Raw genomic sequence first — 17,167 nt, 5'->3', positions numbered from 1 at the left:
TATATGGAAATGAAAAAAATGTTAAACAATGACCGTATTAAACCATATTTATTAAAAGCACGTTTTGGCGTTGAAAAAGAAAGTCAACGAGTTGATCTATCAGGAAGTTTAGCTAAAACAGAACATCCCAAAAGTATTTCAGTAAGAGATGAACATCCTTATATTCAGCGAGATTTCTCTGAAACACAAATGGAATTAATTACACCAGTTACGGAGACACTAGAAGATTTATTTAATTATTTAGCAGCTATTCATGATGTTTCCTATCGTTCTATGGGCGTTAACGAAATGCTTTGGCCATTAAGTATGCCACCACAGTTGCCCGAAAAAGAAGAAGATATTATTATTGCGAAACTTAATAATCATGAAAATGTTTTATATCGCCGATATTTATCTAATTCTTATGGCCGACGAAAACAAATGATTAGTGGTATTCATTTCAATTTTGAATTTGGCGAGGATGTAATTCGAGAATTATTTGAATTACAATCCGAAATAAAAGATTATCATCAATTTAAAACAGAAATTTATTTGAAAGTCACAAGAAATTATTTACACTATCGATGGCTAATAACGTATTTTTTCGGTGCTTCTCCTAGTAGTGAAAAGAATTTCTTTGAAAAACATCCTTTAAATGACGCCGTAAGAAGCATTAGAAATAGTAAATATGGTTATAGCAATGAAAACGATGTTCAAGTATCCTATAGTAGTCTACAAAACTATATATCTGATCTTTCTACGCTGGTAAGTAAAGGGGTTTTATTAGAGGAAAAAGAATTTTATGCATCTGTCCGTTTAAGGGGTGGCCCTCAAGTCTCAGATTTAAATAATCAGGGCATTCGTTATATTGAATTAAGAAACCTAGATTTAAACCCTTTTGAAACATATGGAATTAGCCATGAACAAGCAGAATTTCTACACCTTTTTCTCATCTATTTGCTCTGGATTGACCAAGACGATAATAATGATGAATGGGTAAAAATCGGTGATGTTCAAAATAATTTAGTGGCTCTTGAACATCCTTTAGAACATACGCAATTTAAAACAGATGCTGAGCGTATTGTTGATGAGATGGAACATGTAACAGAGTTGTTAGACATTACGGTTTCGAATACATTATTTGTAAACTTGAGAGAAATGCTAACAGACCCAAGTAAGACTTTAGCTGGACGACTTTATAAAGAGTTTATAAAAAGTAGTCAAAGACAGGTAGCTTCCCGTATCGCTAAAGAAAATTATAAAAAATCATGGGATAAACCGTATCAGCTATCAGGATTTACTGACATGGAGTTATCTACACAAATTTTAATGTTTGATGCTATTCAACAAGGAATACAAGTAGACGTTTTAGATCGACAAGATCAATTTTTAAGACTAAAGCTAGGAAATCATGTTGAATATGTGAAGAATGGGAATATGACTAGTAAAGATAGTTATATATCACCGTTAATTATGGAAAATAAAACAGTAACAAAGAAAATTCTTCAACAACATGGATTTCGTGTGCCGATAGGCGAGGAATTTAACGATATAGAAAAAGCTTTACGTTCCTATGATTTATTTGCAAGAAAGCCTTTTGTTGTAAAACCAAAAACAACAAATTATGGTTTAGGAATATCTATCTTTAAAGAAGAAGGAGCAAGTTACGAAGATTATCAAAAAGCACTCACATTAGCATTTAAAGAAGACTCATCCGTATTGATAGAAGAATTTGTTTATGGAACAGAATATCGATTTTTTGTGCTAGATGACAAAGTTCATGCGGTTTTATTACGAATTCCAGCTAATGTTGTAGGGGACGGTACACATACGATTGAAGAATTGGTCCTTCAAAAAAATTTGGATTCATTAAGAGGAATGGACCATAGGACACCTCTAGAAAGTATACAATTAGGGGAATTGGAGCTCTTAATGCTTAAAGCTCAAGGGTATCGGAAAAATTCAGTTCCAACAAGTGGAGAAATTGTATTCCTGCGAGAGAATTCTAATGTCAGTACAGGTGGAGATTCAATTGATGTGACAGATCAAATCCCCGACGATTATAAGAAACTAGCTGTAGATGCAGTATCTGCACTTGGAGCTAATATTAGTGGTATAGATTTGATTATTGAAAATACAGAAGTTCCTGCAGCAAATAAAAAAGCTTATGGAATTATTGAGGCAAACTTTAATCCATCAATGTACATGCATATATATCCGTATAAAGGAAAATCTAGACGTCTAACTATGTACGTATTACGCTATTTATTCCCTGAATTATTAGTTAGTAATTACAAATAGTTAAATTTAATGTTTAGAGTGTAGAAGTAACATACTAAAATGAATTAAAAAACCCCCTAGATATGTCTAAGGGGCTTTTTAATATTAACTTAAGCATCATACTTTTTAAAATCCATTGGTGTTACCAAAAAATCATTAATATTATCTGCTGGTAATTAAAATTTGTAGGAATTTAAAACTCTTATGTTTAACTATCAAGAGAATTTAAATTCTAATTAAAGTACAGTTTAAACTATGTATTTATTACATAATAAATTTCAAAATAAAGTGGATTTAATATAGATTTTAAATCCACTTATCAATGAAAACAATAAAAGTTCAGCAATTTTGTATTGCTGAACTTTTATTGTTTATTCTTTCCTATTCTTCCTAAGCTATCTTTGATAGTTGTTTCTCCAAGCTGTGTATATAATAAGGCCGTATCCTGGCTGGTATGTCCCAGTTGTTGCATCACTTGTAACGAGTCTTTTTCTTCCATATATAACTTATTTGCCAATGTATGTCTTAATTTATGAGGAGACATTTTTTTGCCAAAGGCTTTAGTATATTTTTCTACTATATCTTGGATAGCCCTAACAGAAAGCGGCTGTGCAGTATGTTTATACTTCGATAAGAATACATTTTGTAATTCTTTCCCTGGAGCATATTTTTTATCTCTAATCTCCATATATTTTTCAAGATCATTTAATGCAATTGGGGTAATCCAAACAGAATCTTCTTTGTTTCCTTTTCGGATTACATCAATTAGTCTTTCTTTTAAGTTTATATCTTCCATGCGGAGATCGGCTAATTCACTTACACGAATACCACTGCCAAGAAAGAGGGAGAGGATAGCTACATCACGTTCCTTATCTCTTAGGAAATAGAATAACTGATGTTTTGTTAAAGATTTTTCATGTTCGTACTTAACATAATTCAGAAATTCTTGATCATCATCATTATGGAATATTTTAGATCTCATACGTTTTGCACGAGCATTTAATGTTTCTTTATCTTTATGTATTTCAATTTTAGCCATTACATTTCTATAAAAATAGCATTCTCCATCTTCATTCTCTGATAGGGAGGTGAGGTACTTAAATAAAGACTTTAAGGCCGAAATTTTTCTGTTAACAGAGGAATTCTGCATGTTTTGTTGTAGTTTTAGAAACCTCATAAAGTTCTCAACATCTTTTTTCTTTAAATTCTCTAAATCAGAGAAGGATATGTCCTTAATGGGCTTAAATTCAATAATTTGTTCAGATAATAGCCAATTAAAGAAGACTCTAAAATCATATACATAATTCAGTAGGGTGGAGGGAGAGGCATCATGCAATTCTTTATACTCCACAAATTCTTCTATGTAAAAGGGCATTTCATTTAAATTTTCGTATAATTTTTTACGATGTACGGATTTTTGACGTTGCTTGCTGTAGTCCATAAAAATCACCTCATATACACTATAACAGAAAATAGACACGAACACAAGTTCGCGTTAAATTCAATTTTTACACAAACTTATTTACATAATTAAATTATGAAATACTAAAACACAATCAAAACTGTATGGTATAGTGTAGTTAGTCAAATGAAAATTATAGCTAACTAAGTGATAATTTTGTATAAGACCATAAAAATTAGTGCAAAAACTACATATAAATGTATGTAAAATAAAACAATTTTTATATATAGATTCATACAAAAAATCAATATATGAAAACAGTTTAAAATTCGTTATCTAACATGAATTGGTTAATTTAATCATAATTATGGGGAGTTAATTAGATCAACATAAGAATAAATCCTATATAGTAAAAGGTAATTTACTATGAATATTTTCAATGAATAGTTCAGTATTTAATGATTCCTATATAAAATATGAATTATATAGACACATACCAATATAATGAGATTCATGCAATCGAGCTCGAAATCCCTAAATACTGTGTTAGATTTTTATTTATACATCTTATTGTTCGTAAAATTGGTATTTCGTGCGAAGTTGTGAGTATTTATTTTTCCACCTCTTTATAAAGGTATCATATACCTTACCTTTCATCAGTCTAAATATCTTTTAGTTTCAGATACATTCAGCTATACATTATTAATATTGATTAAATGGTCGCTTATAGCGATATAGCCAGTGTATAACATTTTAATACAAATCAGTTAACTTTAACTCCTTAAGACTAAATAGATGGTGTATTTTTCAAAATATAATTGTTGTGATGTCGAAATAGAGCATTTCCTTTAATTCTTTTTATTGTACTTGATTTAGCTGAGCATTCCGCTAAATATTATTTAAATGCAGATTTCAAAATATAATTACTAAATTTCTCTTTCTATCTCAATGACATAAGTATTCTTTTTATTTTGAGATTTATTCACTTGTTTTTTACAAATACCTATGAGATGTGTTATGTAAACTGATTAAAAGTAAGTTATTGTAATGTATGCTTTTGGCTTCATGTAAGTGCGAATGCGAATCTGTACATCCGCATTCGCACTTACATGATATATGCCAATTTGACTTATATAACTGTGCTCCAGTATATATCGTTTAATCTTTTGATTATCAACTGAGATTGTAATAGCGTTTGCGCCAGATGCGTATATATCCTATCTTTTAACACTCTCACTACTAATACTAACTAGATCAATTCTTTATTTTTTCAGATTCATATATTCTTCTAAAGTTAGTTTTTCTTTATATATATTTTCAGCAATATCTCCTACGTAACGTACATGCCAAGGCTCATAAGCATATCCAGTAATATTCTCCTTACCTTTTGGGTAACGAATGATAAATCCTGCACGATGTGCGTTATCTTTTAGCCATTTGCCCTCCTTCGTATTTGCAAAGGCTAGCTCTAGTTCATTGTTCGCGCTTTTAGATGAAACATCCATTGTTAACCCTGTTTGATGTTCACTATGCCCTGGCTTTGCAGAGAAGCGATCCGTATGCTCTTGCCCATTCTTTTTAACATTGCTGGCATACAGGCCTTTTTGATACCCATAGGAACGAAATCCTGAAACAGCATTCAACTGTATACCATCTTGTTTAGCTAAAAAGAATAGTTTTTCTAACGCTTCCGCTGCTTCTTTACGAAGGTGACTCTTTTCTACCGTTCCACTAAATGAGAAGGGTACGTTTGGTACAACTAAATCCTCTGGCTTATAGTTTTCGGGTAAACCATATTCCTTATTTACTACAGCCTGTATACTTGAAAAAGAGCTTGCTATCTTACTTGAAGACCCATTATGCTTACTATTTTCTTCATTATTTATGGCGTCATGGTTTGTCTTATATGGTTCTTTACCAATAGATACATTAGTGTAAACGATAAAGATACCTAATATTACTACTATACAAGTTAAGGTTCCTACTAGTTTAAGTCTCATCATTCATTTCCTTCCTGCAACGCCTACTGTTACTCATTCATCATACTGTAACCATGTCAAATCCATATTAATTCCCTGTGAACTTTTCTTCATAGCGTATTTCTTAATAGATTGATAATATATCTTCCCGTACTTTTGACACCCTTAAAATATCAGTTCTATTCATACGTGTAGAAAAATAATCTAAAAATTTGTATAATAAGATAAGAAGTGTAGCATTCTATTATAGAAAGGTCTTGGTATAATGCTAGGTATTGATGTAAGGAAAACAAAAGAAGAGTTAATTATTTCATGGCAATTGGCGGAGGTTACGATTCCATTACGTGATGTGCTTGAGGTTACCGAAGATGCTACCTATGCTGGAGTTGAGGAACCAACTGCAATCCGTATTGGAACAGCATATGGGACAACTGACCGTATATTAATTAGAACTGTAAAACAAAATTATGTATTATTTACTACAAACAAAGTATCGATTTTAAAAGCTATTTTTGCTTAAATATGGTTATATACATAGACTCAAACAAAGTTAAAAAAAGCAAAGGAGAGAAGTCATAGAATAGACTCCTCTCCTTTGCTTTTTTGAAATGAATATGATAATCCATACTCACTTCAGTATAGCCTTTACAACATAAGAACGTCTTACTGTTTCGATTCTGATGTTACTAATCAAATTAAGACCAAATCCACACATCATCATTATTTTGAGTGCTATTGTTTACCTCATGCACTTTTTCGATATGATCCACTGTGTTGTAATTAATAGAAATGCCGCCCCAGCCTACATACTTCATATCAATTTTCACTTTCTCACCTGTTTTAAATACTTGTCCCTTTGTTAAGAACACGTCAATAACGTCTTTCTCCCCATTTTGTGTTGGATACTCAACTACGACATATTTAGTAGCACTGTCTTCCATCGTACCTACTTCTGATACTTCACCAATTACATAATCAGGTGAGCCATTTTCTTTCAAATGCATACCTAATTTGTTTGTCGTATTCTCAACTTCTGTTGCAACCATATACTCCGTAAAGTTACGCATCATAGATCCAGTCGCTTTTACTTCGTCTCCTACTTTCACATTTGAAAGATTTTCTATATACACACTAACTGGTTCTTCGTATTGTTTAGATTTCACAACAATCACACCATGATCCACTTCTACTACGCGTCCTTCTAACGTCGAGAAATTCGTTTCAATAGAAGCTGCACTCGCTTTTGTTGCTTCTAATCCTGGTAGATTCGTTCCTGATAATGCTGCGAACCCTAAAGCACCTGCTAAGATTAATTTTTTCATGCCCATTCGATAACATCTCCATTCATGATGATTGTATTTGTTTGATTGGTATCACCAACCTGTAATCATTATAGTTACAGGTTGGTGAAATTGCAACCGTTTTACACATGCAATCTTGCATATCATTATCCTAGAATATAAAATTGAGAGCTCGCGGTCTTTAATGTTAATTAATTTATTTTAATAATAAATTAATTAACATTAAAGGGCATAACTTTTTAATCATATTAATATGTTATGCCCTTTATTATTCAACTAACGCACCCGTTAGCTTAATAAAATCACTACGTCTATTACTTCAAATCAGAGGATAACATTCCATATACAAGACTATCTGTCCATTCATTTTTACTCCAATAATCTTGTATGAAATGGGCTTCTTTTCTCATGCCTATTCGTTCACACAATTTTCGTGAAGTTATATTACGTGCATCAAGATTAGCTTGTATACGATGTACATTAAATTCATCAAATAATTTAAATACCAAACTACTTACTGCTTCAGTTGCCAAACCTTTCCCAGCTACTTCATTTGAAAAACAATAACCAATCTCAACAGTGTCTTTCATATCTGTGTACCATACAGATAGATCACCCACTACATTAGTCTTGTATATGACTGCCAAACTTAAATTTGATTCTGTAGTGAGTACATTGTTTACTAACTTCTTATCGAATCTTTTCTGCATATCTTCATGAGACCACTTATTATGTAATAGGTACTTACATGTATCATCATTATTATAAATAGCAAATACATCCTGTAAATCAGTACCCTTAAAGGGTCTGATTATTAATCTTTCTGTTGTGATTTCCAAGCTAGCTTTCCTCCCTTACATTCATTCTACAAAACATTTTTTATAGTATTGAAACCTCCTTCTCAGATTTCGCCTAGATTACATATTTCATCATAGTAAATTAAAATCCTTCTTCCACTAACTGCACCGTTAGCTGCATAAGAAAAAGAGCAACAATCGCAGCTCTTTAATTACTATTGCATCAATGTGCTTGTACGTAAAAATCAACAATAATGTTATTTAATTTGGACTCCATACCTTCTATCTATTGGTAATAAGAAGGAACTAATACTGTATTAGTCCTCATGTCTTTCATGCATCTCTATTTTTTTATGTAGTTAATCTTTACCCCAAACTTGCATTGCTTCTAATACAGGTATAAACTTTTCACCTTGCTCTGTTAGTGAATATTCTACTTTGGGTGTTATGATTGAATAAAACTTATTATTCCGTCAATAATAAAGATAGGCATTAGCCAAAACTCATTTAAAGTCCTTAATCTTTCTCCTTTCCCCTTGGAGATTCCTTGACCTGGAGCCGTTAGCTTTACTAACTGCTCCTTTTTTGTATCTGTAAAAGCATGATTTGATTTGCATTTGTTTGAATTGTATACAGAATGCTTTCCTATAGTAATCGGTACATGAAATTCCATTCTATATGAAGATTACCTGCGTAATGCACCAGTAGCAAAAAGTGAACTCATAATTATGGCCGAACCAGTCAATTCATAGGCAATCCAAGGAAGAGCAAACGTATAAAGAGAATCACCAATCCTAGAAATCAGTAAACCCACAATAAATATCACATAAGTTCTAGACAAATGTGTCATTGTTGAAACCAAACCTTTACTTGTTTTATTCGATTTCAATGATGAGTTAAAATTTATCTCCTTATTAATTGTCAATTATATTTAACCTCCTTTTAATAAGTGAATTTTATTTTACATTAATGGATAATGAAATCATTTATGATAAAAGTTTTATTTTATATTCGCTCCTATAGCACTGATTAAATATTTAATAATTATAAAGTTCTTTAAAGCTCCCCAAAAAACCTATGTTGTCTAACGATTTTCTTTATTTTTACATATACAAAAAAAGAGCACCGTTAGGTACTCCTTTTGTATATCAATGTTCCAAACAGTCTAAAGAACTTCAATTAAAAACTTTAAATAGTGTATTAAATTAGAAGAAAATATTGACAACTGAATCGACGATCCAGTTTCCAGACATACGGATATTCTTCATTATGTAGTTTTGTAGTATGTATTTATTTTCTTTTTACCTTTAATTCTAAGTCCATATGTCGACTCTCCCAGGTATGCGTAATGAATGGTTCCTGCCTAAAATCAATCTACTACTCTAAAATCATTTGAGTGCTAATTCTTTTTATCTAGTATCTATTCCCTATGTGATAATTATAAGTTGTAGTTAGCTATAGGCATTCCATTTATCACTTTGATATAACGGTTGACCTGTGTTCCAGTCGCACATAATCCATTCCACCGTTCCACTCCCAGCATCTTTAAACTGCATTTGAACTTCTACTTTATCCGTTGTAACATGAAAAATATCCATTGCCCTTCTCTCAGTTTGTAACACGTTCTTCCCAGCTTCTTTTGGATATTTGTTCATCATTTTTTGTATGGCTACTCTTGCCATTTCCTCATTATACGGTGAAGCATCATCATTATCCTTCACTTTATCTTTATCTTTTTCTACTTGACCGACAGCTTCTTCATTTGTGTTTGCACGACTCTCTGATCCAACCTTTAATTTGTCTTCGTTTGAGCATGCTGTTAACAGTATTCCTAAACTAACAATACATGACACTACTATTTTCACTATTTTTACACCCTTCCATTTTCAGTATGTTTCTATTATTAAAATCTCTTTAATAATATATTAATATATAGTTATATATAGTATAATCGTATCAATCAACATATCTGTAGGAGGAAATTATGAAAAGAAATATGCTTAAAGCAAGTAAGAACATATTATTAGCAGGTTGTACGTTTAGCTTATTGGTAGGTTGCTCTTCCAACAATTCAGAACCAAAAGAAGGAAGTAAAACAACTACATCTGCGAATGAAAGTACAACTAAAGACCAAGTGGCCAACGGGTCAAAAATAGGGGAAACTAGTAATTCCGATTCGTCTAAAAAAGATACAAATGCCAAAGACCATAAAGAAATTACTATAGATCAATTCGGCGGAGAAAGTTTTTCTAATTTATTAGACGATAGAAAAGTGAAAGAACTGGGTGTTGCTCGAAAGGGTGATTATATTTACGTCATGTTCCAAAAATACATCCAAGAAGAGAACAAAGATAAGACGTTTGTATCAATCGGCAAAATAGACGATAAAGAAGGAAAATGGATCATAAAAGATCAACATTTTGCTAATGGAGAAGACGGCGTAACCTCTACACTCTTTGGAGATGCACACATCATTTCAAATGGTTTAGTAGCAAGAACCGCTCTTATGGATGAGAACGCTAAAATGGTAGAGATTGATACCAATCTACAAAGTTCTTCTTCTAATAATATTAGTAATAGTCAAAATACATCCAATAGATATTATTATGTACAAACCTCGAACGGTAGTGCTCTATTAGTACAAGAAGGCGAAAAGGTCTTCCTGCATTTAGATGACGGTACAAAAAAAGAAATAAAAAATCTGAAATTAAAGGATTATGGCACTAACAATATTTATATTGATTTAAAACAAAACTTACTATATGATGGCTCTGGAAAAACAGTATTCGATATAAACAAAGGCGATTATGTATATGATAAACAAGGTCAAAAATTAAAGTATGGCATAAATTACGCTCAAACCCTTGTCGCTGCAAATGCTAAATACGTTATTGCTAACACAAACAATGGTACAAAATTAAAGTTTGACGTGTATAATACTACTACTGGCGGTAATGCAGTGCGAAGTATTGAATCAGAAGCAATTCAACGTGCTAGTATAGGGGGGGTATTAAGTGGTTCTGAAGCGCATTTATACCACTTCAGTTTGACAGGCGACTATATTCACTATGTAGGGCTAATCGAATACAAAGGTAAGCCAAGCATTCAATATAAAAAGATATATGCTGGAGAATAACCATTTCTAAATGCATTACTTATTAACTCCTGCCTCCTTACCATTGCTTTAATTAGGATTTATTCCAAGTCTAGTTATCCTAGCATGATTAAAAAGAGAACCCGATGAGGGTTCTCTTTTGTTTTTAAGTACTTTTATACAATACCCACTATCATATAGAAACGATGCCATAAGAGAGCTGCCAAGCTCTATCGAATAGAATATGTAAAACGAAGTAAAAAGGAGGATGTCAAATGGATTTTTTGAACAAGATAGATCCTTTCGTACGTCAACTTTTTCTTGTGCCAGTTTTCGTTATCGGACTCGGCGTTTATGTTTCATACGTCACAAAACGCATATGGGTTGCGCCTCTTCTTACACTTCTGTTAAATACCCTATATAATACGTGGGTATGCTCTTAGCAATTATCCCGTATCATATGTCAACTGGAGCATGATTACAGCATGGTGCGTTACATTTCCCGTCATTTCATTTCTGATAAGTTATATCCTCGTGAAGGGATTCTATAAAAAAGTATAAAATCTATTTCCGTAATATTTGTTGTTATGCGGAAATTTTCACCACTCCTTAAAATCCATATAAAATCGTAGTGTAATCAATAAAAATTAGGAGTGAAGTAGAATGGAGAAAAAAGAGAGAACTCATACACTTGAACAGAAATTCGAGGGAAAATTGTTAAAAATATTAAGACACAAAGGTTGTCTGGCTGATGCTAATGATGACGAAGTTTTGAGGAGAATAGAAGTTGATTTTGAAGACGGAGTGATTCTTGAGATAGACGTTTGTAACGGTGTTCGTGACGATAACAGTTCGCCTTATATGAATGTAAACTGATATAAAGATAAAAGGTATTTATATGCGTTTGGTACAGATCCAGAAGGTGAACTCATTGGAACGTATCACCGTCGATATGTTCCAGTATCGTAGCTTTGATAATCCTATTAGCGTTTTGTTTCTTTCTCTCCCCAGGTACTGGGTTCATCGCCTGCTCGGCCAACTCTGGATACTGTAGTTTTCCCGTAAACTCTTCTTTTTTTACAGGTACCGTTGCTGCATAACTATCCTCTTCTCTCTTATTTTTCATTGTTTCGCTTCCTTTCTGCTGGTCTTTCTCCGCTACATTTCTTGTAACGGGAATTCCAGTGTCATATTTGCTACTACACCCTGTTACCAATCCTAAAATCATGCACAATGTAGCAATGAACCATAAAAATTTCTTCATCGTATGCCTCCCTCTCTTCTTGTTTTTCTTCCCTTACATCATAACGAAATTGGAATCATTGTTTGAAAAACTATTGATTTCTATGATTTAGCCAAGGTTTATGTATAAAACCATTGATTAACTCCTCTACTCTTTCAAACGGAATTTTTATGATATGTATGCAGGATTCCCCCATACATGTACCGAAACCTCCATAGGAAAACATTCCACTAATTACCATTCCTATTTCATACCATTACATTTTGGAGGTTAAACAGGATGAAAAAGATGAAAAAAAAGAAGTTACAAAAATCAGCACTTTCTTTTACCCTACTCTTTTCTTTAGGTGTTTCTTCTTTTCCGCTTACAACAACAATTCATGCGGATACACAAGTGATACAAACTGCAGAAAAGAAACCAGTCTCTTTAACGGAACATACGTCTTTATTTTTTGACTATCTCCAGCAAGGTAAATATGCAGAGGCACTCCAGTTGACGTCTGCTGCTTTTCAATCCAAGTTTACGGCAAACATATTACAAAACTGGTGGACACAAAGTGGCGGGAGTATGATTACAAGCATGGGGACACCTGTTATTAAAGAACGAAACTTAGTCCACCAAACGGTTGAAATTCCAGGAGCTATCGAAGGAACTACTATTCCACTACTCCTTAAATTCACACCTGGTGGTAAAGTTGATGAAGTTGGCGTAAGAATGGCGCCAGAGAAATCTTATACCATCCCGCATCCTAGCTATGACCAACCTGATTTCTACCAAGAACGCGAAATCGTCATTGGAAATGCTACATACCCGTTACCAGCCACATTAACGGTTCCAAAACATAAACCTGGCGAAAAAGTGCCTGTTGTTGTTCTTGTTCATGGTTCTGGTTCGCAAGATCGTGACAGTACAATTATGGGAACTAAAATCTTTAGAGACCTTGCAGCTGGTCTTTCATCAAGCGGTATCGCAGTGTTACGTTACGAGAAACGTTCCTTAGAACACGGTTTTAAAATGAGTGCAGAACCTGCTACATTAGACCGAGATACTACAGATGATGCCATATATGCAGCAACATCAGCAGCGCAGCAGGAAGGCATTGACCCAGATAACATTTTTATTCTCGGACATAGCCAAGGAGCTGGCAGCATGCCGCGCATACTAAGCAAAGCAAGTTCATCACTTGTAAGAGGCAGTATTTTAATGGCACCTCCTGCACGTCCTTTTACTGACATGCTCCTTGATCAGTATCAGTACCTCGGGGCACCTAAGGAATATATTGATGAACTAAAAAAACAATTCGCTTATATCGAGGATCCTACTTTTGATCCAGATCACCCACCAGCTGGTTATAATTATCCTTTTCCACATTTCATGTACGATGTGACTCGTTGGCGTCCAGTTGAAGAAGCGAAATCACGAAAAGAGCCATTACTGATTCTGCAAGGCGCACGTGATTATCAAGTAACTGTAAAAGACGAGTTTACGAGATGGCAAGAAGGGCTTTCAAGCCGCAGTAATGTTCAGTTTAAAGAATATCCGAAATTGAATCACATCTTCACGGAGGGCGACGGGGCATTAAGTCACCCTAGTGAATACGAAATACCTTCCAATGTTCCTGCGTATGTCATCCAGGACATCACTGCATGGGTCAATGAGACAAAGAAATAAGAAAACAACAAAAGCCATCATGCAATCATCATTGCGTGATGGCTTTTTTGATATTAAAACATGTCATATCAGAAATTAATCGCTTCTATAGTAATGTATGTATTATTTTTGGGGTTTTCTTGCAAGTAAGTACATCCTAGACTTGATATTTTTACAGCGCTTATTTGCTTCATATCTTACTATTCCTGGTCCGTCAGTGCAAGAATACAAGATTTATTTCAATATGTAAGAATGCATATTATTCCTCTTGGATGTTATGATATACTCTCTTTGTGAGCTGATACAAAATTTCTTTAGATTGGAAAACTAAACCTCATTAACCCAAGTTGGGGGCGCCATTTGGCGTCTTTTTTTAGTTTTGCTCCATAGGCATTTAGCTTAGATATTGAAGTAACCCCAAAACAAAAAATAAGCTGACCTTTTAGAAAATTTATGTATATCATTTTCGAATGCGGGAGTTCCATCTTTCAAAACTAACCTATTAAATAGGGTTAGATGTATAAACTATATTAATATCGGAATACTCTCGACTTGGGGTTACCGTAAATGCTTTCTCCTAATCATCCATATCGATAAATGACTTACTTCTGATCAATTTGCCTTTGTTGTTCTTCGTTTAAAAGGAGCTAGTTTTACATACGATAAAGCACTAAAAAACTGTGCACAAAAACCTGCATGGTAACAAGTTTTTGGCACAGTTCTATTATTTAATCCCTTTCATAAGTACCTGAATCTTTGGAGCCATGAAATATAAAATAACACTTAAAACAATGGATATTCCGCCAATTACACCGAAATAAATAATCTCTGTTTCAGGATTATATAATCGAACAAGCTGCGCATTGATAGCTTGTGCAGATGCACTCGTTAAGAACCATAAACTCATTGTTTGAGCAGAGAACGCTGCTGGTGCTAGCTTTGTAGTAATAGATAAGCCGACAGGTGATAAACAAAGTTCCCCGATTACGACTAGAAGGAAGCTAATGATTAACCAAATTGGGCTAACAAGGGATTCGGTACCATGGATATATGCAGGAATAATCATCACTAAGAATGATAAACCAGCAAATAATAAACCGATAGCAAATTTATTTGCTGTACTTGGTTGGCGTGAATTCAGCTTTACCCAAAGCCAAGCAAATACTGGTGCTAGTAAAACAATATATATAGGGTTTAAAGATTGGAACCATGAAGATTGAACCTCAAATCCTGCAAAGTTTAACTGCGTACGTTGATCAGCATAACTAGCTAAGATGATTGCTCCCTGCTCTTGAATCGCCCAAAACATTGTAGCAGCGATAAATAATGGTATGTAAGCAATTAAGCGAGATTTTTCAACTTCTGTCGTCTTTGGACTACGGTACATAAAGACAAAGTAGCCTGTTGGAATTAGAATACCTAAGATACTTACAAGTAAAGTAAATCGATCAATCGTTAAAATACCTGTTGGAATTGTTAACACACAAACTAGTGCAATTGCGATAATACCAATACTAAACTGTATAAGGACCTTTTTTCTTTCCTTGTCTGTTAAAGGATTTGGTACTTGCGTTCCTGCTAATCCTAGATTTTTCTTTTTCGTAAGAACATACATAATTAATCCAAATAGCATACCAATTGCAGCCACACCAAAACCTAAGTGAAAGTTATACTTTTGACCGAGTGTTCCAATCACAAACGGAGATAATAGTGCTCCTAAATTAATACCCATATAGAAAATACTGAAACCTGAATCACGACGAGTATCTGTTTCACTATATAAATCACCAACAATACTAGATACATTCGGTTTTAATAACCCTGTTCCAAGTACTAAAAATACCATTGAGATAAATAATGTATTAACCGTTCCTGGTAGAGCTAAGATGAGATGACCAATCATTATTAAAACGCCACCCCAAAATATTGTTCTACTTGAACCTAATAGGCGGTCAGCAATCCACCCACCAATAATGCCAGACATGTAAACTAACGAACCATAGATAGCCATAATGGATGCAGCTGTGGCGTGATCCATCCCTAAGCCACCTTTAGAAATGGAATAGTACATATAGTAAAGTAATATTGCTCTCATTCCGTAGTAAGAAAATCGCTCCCAAAATTCTGTAAAGAATAAAGTAAATAGTCCTTTGGGATGTCCAAAGAAACCATTTTGCGGAACGGTGCGAATAATATCGCTTTTGTTAAGCTTCTCCATAAAAATACACTCCTAATATACAGATGTAATGATGTTTATTAAGTATATAACAAAAAATAGAAAATTTAAACAAATATCAATTAGTTAAATGATTAGATTTTTTACAAAAAATAAATTATATATTGTTTTTAGTGATGATTTCATTTAAATTATATAATATAGATATATTAATTAGAATGTTAATACTGTATAAATATAAATACAAATGTAGGAGGATTTATATATTGTCAATGAAAGTCGTTACGATTGAAGATATTTATCAAGAAATATTGGATGGAAAAAGGAAACGATTCCCTCCGAATACTTGGAAAGAAGATATGGATAATAAGCTCGCCCGCAGAGTAATCACATATTTATTACACAGTATCTTAAAATGGGATAAGGAAGACATCAGAAAAAAATGGAACACTCAATTACTTGTAAAATATAAATTGCGAGGATTACTTAAACATAGATACGAAAACAGCCCTTTTAAAGCAATAAATGATTTATACCCAAGTGAGTTTAAAGAGTGGGAGTTTGGTATGACTCCTTTAAATTTTTGGACGAAAGAAAAGGCATTAACGATTTTGAGATGGATGATTGAAGAAAAAAAAGGTTTATCGAACGAAAAGCTCTTACGCGTATACGGCAAAAAATGGTTGGAGAAAAACAAACTTAGTGCCCCTCTGGCTATGTACTGGAATAGTAGTCCGTTTGCAATGATTAACGATTTGTACCCTAGTCGTTTTAAAGAATGGGAATTTCTCATGACGCCCAATAACTTCTGGACAAAAGAAAAATCATTAGAAGCATTGAAATGGACCATTGAAGAAAAAGAAAAATTATCGCCCGAACAAATACTGGATGTATACAGTATAAAGTGGCTAAAGACTCAAAGATTAGCGTCTCCATGTCAATTAATGTGGGGAAATAGTCCATTTAAAATGATAAACGACTTATATCCAGATCGCTTTAAAGAATGGGAATTTAAAGTTACACCAGTTGGCTTTTGGTCCAAATGTAAAGCACTAGAAGCATTAAGGTGGACCATTGAAGAGAAAGAAAAACTGGATGAAAAACAGCTATTAAACGTATTTAATCAAAGATGGCTCATAAAACAAAAATTACGGACACCCTTACAACGCTATTGGAAAGGAAGCCCCTACGGGATGCTTATTGCTTTATATCCAAATCGTTTTTCTAAAGGTATGTTAAAAGGGTATTGTAATAATTAAAGTGAAA

At 33.4% G+C, this 17,167-nt stretch carries 14 protein-coding genes and 2 pseudogenes; 7 read left to right on the top strand and 9 right to left on the bottom strand.

Annotated elements, in window-relative coordinates:
* The first annotated feature begins 3 nt into the window (after positions 1-3).
* Positions 4-2,280, top strand: coding sequence for a bifunctional glutamate--cysteine ligase GshA/glutathione synthetase GshB (gene gshAB, locus AC241_RS27830; RefSeq protein ID WP_050845043.1), 2,277 nt, complete (start codon positions 4-6; stop codon positions 2,278-2,280).
* 343 nt (positions 2,281-2,623) lie between these two features.
* Here gshAB and xerS read toward each other — a convergent pair whose 3' ends face one another.
* Complete coding sequence (gene xerS / locus AC241_RS27825) at positions 2,624-3,700, bottom strand: tyrosine recombinase XerS (protein ID WP_050845041.1); 1,077 nt, start codon at positions 3,698-3,700, stop codon at positions 2,624-2,626.
* A gap of 1,223 nt (positions 3,701-4,923) precedes the next feature.
* Entirely contained in the window at positions 4,924-5,661 is a 738-nt protein-coding gene (locus AC241_RS27820; RefSeq protein WP_050845378.1) for a M15 family metallopeptidase, read from the bottom strand.
* Positions 5,662-5,905: 244 nt separating this feature from the next.
* Between AC241_RS27820 and AC241_RS27815 the strand changes: the two genes are divergently transcribed.
* Positions 5,906-6,160 (top strand): SunI/YnzG family protein, encoded by a 255-nt coding sequence (locus AC241_RS27815; protein WP_050845039.1) that lies wholly within the window; start codon positions 5,906-5,908, stop codon positions 6,158-6,160.
* Positions 6,161-6,335: 175 nt separating this feature from the next.
* On the opposite strand, the gene AC241_RS27810 is transcribed toward AC241_RS27815, so the two are convergent.
* The 5 genes and pseudogenes from AC241_RS27810 to AC241_RS27790 form a co-directional block, all read right to left on the bottom strand.
* Entirely contained in the window at positions 6,336-6,968 is a 633-nt protein-coding gene (locus AC241_RS27810) for an ATP F0F1 synthase subunit alpha (protein ID WP_050845037.1), read from the bottom strand.
* Positions 6,969-7,255: 287 nt separating this feature from the next.
* Complete coding sequence (locus AC241_RS27805; protein ID WP_050845035.1) at positions 7,256-7,780, bottom strand: GNAT family N-acetyltransferase; 525 nt, start codon at positions 7,778-7,780, stop codon at positions 7,256-7,258.
* A gap of 317 nt (positions 7,781-8,097) precedes the next feature.
* Positions 8,098-8,187 (bottom strand): annotated as a pseudogene (locus AC241_RS34405) (winged helix-turn-helix transcriptional regulator); the annotation flags it as partial.
* 245 nt (positions 8,188-8,432) lie between these two features.
* Positions 8,433-8,588 (bottom strand): annotated as a pseudogene (locus tag AC241_RS33575) (MFS transporter); the annotation flags it as partial.
* 601 nt (positions 8,589-9,189) lie between these two features.
* Entirely contained in the window at positions 9,190-9,603 is a 414-nt protein-coding gene (locus tag AC241_RS27790; protein WP_050845029.1) for a hypothetical protein, read from the bottom strand.
* Between the two features lie 119 nt (positions 9,604-9,722).
* On the opposite strand from AC241_RS27790, the gene AC241_RS27785 reads away from it, so the two are divergent.
* The 3 genes from AC241_RS27785 (at position 9,723) to AC241_RS27780 (ending at position 11,708) form a co-directional block, all read left to right on the top strand.
* A complete protein-coding gene (locus AC241_RS27785; protein ID WP_050845025.1) occupies positions 9,723-10,874 on the top strand; it encodes a hypothetical protein in 1,152 nt (383 codons plus the stop codon).
* A gap of 233 nt (positions 10,875-11,107) precedes the next feature.
* Positions 11,108-11,275 carry a DUF2651 family protein gene (locus AC241_RS34400; RefSeq protein WP_155417079.1) on the top strand — a complete coding sequence of 56 codons (168 nt, stop codon included), beginning with the start codon at positions 11,108-11,110 and terminating at the stop codon, positions 11,273-11,275.
* A 220-nt stretch (positions 11,276-11,495) separates the two neighbouring features.
* Complete coding sequence (locus AC241_RS27780) at positions 11,496-11,708, top strand: hypothetical protein (protein ID WP_050845023.1); 213 nt, start codon at positions 11,496-11,498, stop codon at positions 11,706-11,708.
* Between the two features lie 52 nt (positions 11,709-11,760).
* Here the strand turns inward: AC241_RS27780 and AC241_RS27775 are convergent, their stop codons facing one another.
* Positions 11,761-12,096, bottom strand: a complete 336-nt coding sequence (locus AC241_RS27775; protein WP_050845022.1) for a hypothetical protein — start codon at positions 12,094-12,096, stop codon at positions 11,761-11,763.
* A 267-nt stretch (positions 12,097-12,363) separates the two neighbouring features.
* Between AC241_RS27775 and AC241_RS27770 the strand changes: the two genes are divergently transcribed.
* Complete coding sequence (locus tag AC241_RS27770) at positions 12,364-13,746, top strand: alpha/beta hydrolase family protein (RefSeq protein WP_050845377.1); 1,383 nt, start codon at positions 12,364-12,366, stop codon at positions 13,744-13,746.
* Between the two features lie 703 nt (positions 13,747-14,449).
* Here the strand turns inward: AC241_RS27770 and AC241_RS27765 are convergent.
* Positions 14,450-15,943 (bottom strand): peptide MFS transporter, encoded by a 1,494-nt coding sequence (locus tag AC241_RS27765; protein ID WP_050845020.1) that lies wholly within the window; start codon positions 15,941-15,943, stop codon positions 14,450-14,452.
* Positions 15,944-16,167: 224 nt separating this feature from the next.
* On the opposite strand from AC241_RS27765, the gene AC241_RS27760 reads away from it, so the two are divergent.
* Positions 16,168-17,160 (top strand): DUF4046 domain-containing protein, encoded by a 993-nt coding sequence (locus AC241_RS27760; protein WP_080990915.1) that lies wholly within the window; start codon positions 16,168-16,170, stop codon positions 17,158-17,160.
* Positions 17,161-17,167 lie beyond the last annotated feature (7 nt).

The sequence above is a fragment of the Bacillus thuringiensis genome (genome assembly GCF_001182785.1).
Classification (GTDB): domain Bacteria; phylum Bacillota; class Bacilli; order Bacillales; family Bacillaceae_G; genus Bacillus_A; species Bacillus_A thuringiensis_S.
The sequence above is the reverse complement of the archived record's forward strand: the minus strand, read 5'-3'. Positions and strand labels throughout refer to the sequence as shown.

Bases quoted from the DNA above. Each gene is read 5' to 3' on its own strand.
- gshAB (WP_050845043.1), top strand. From the start codon at position 4: ATGGAAATGAAAAAAATGTTAAACAATGACCGTATTAAACCATATTTA.
- xerS (WP_050845041.1), bottom strand. From the start codon at position 3,700: ATGGACTACAGCAAGCAACGTCAAAAATCCGTACATCGTAAAAAATTA.
- AC241_RS27820 (WP_050845378.1), bottom strand. From the start codon at position 5,661: ATGAGACTTAAACTAGTAGGAACCTTAACTTGTATAGTAGTAATATTA.
- AC241_RS27815 (WP_050845039.1), top strand. From the start codon at position 5,906: ATGCTAGGTATTGATGTAAGGAAAACAAAAGAAGAGTTAATTATTTCA.
- AC241_RS27810 (WP_050845037.1), bottom strand. From the start codon at position 6,968: ATGGGCATGAAAAAATTAATCTTAGCAGGTGCTTTAGGGTTCGCAGCA.
- AC241_RS27785 (WP_050845025.1), top strand. From the start codon at position 9,723: ATGAAAAGAAATATGCTTAAAGCAAGTAAGAACATATTATTAGCAGGT.
- AC241_RS34400 (WP_155417079.1), top strand. From the start codon at position 11,108: ATGGATTTTTTGAACAAGATAGATCCTTTCGTACGTCAACTTTTTCTT.
- AC241_RS27780 (WP_050845023.1), top strand. From the start codon at position 11,496: ATGGAGAAAAAAGAGAGAACTCATACACTTGAACAGAAATTCGAGGGA.
- AC241_RS27775 (WP_050845022.1), bottom strand. From the start codon at position 12,096: ATGAAGAAATTTTTATGGTTCATTGCTACATTGTGCATGATTTTAGGA.
- AC241_RS27770 (WP_050845377.1), top strand. From the start codon at position 12,364: ATGAAAAAAAAGAAGTTACAAAAATCAGCACTTTCTTTTACCCTACTC.
- AC241_RS27765 (WP_050845020.1), bottom strand. From the start codon at position 15,943: ATGGAGAAGCTTAACAAAAGCGATATTATTCGCACCGTTCCGCAAAAT.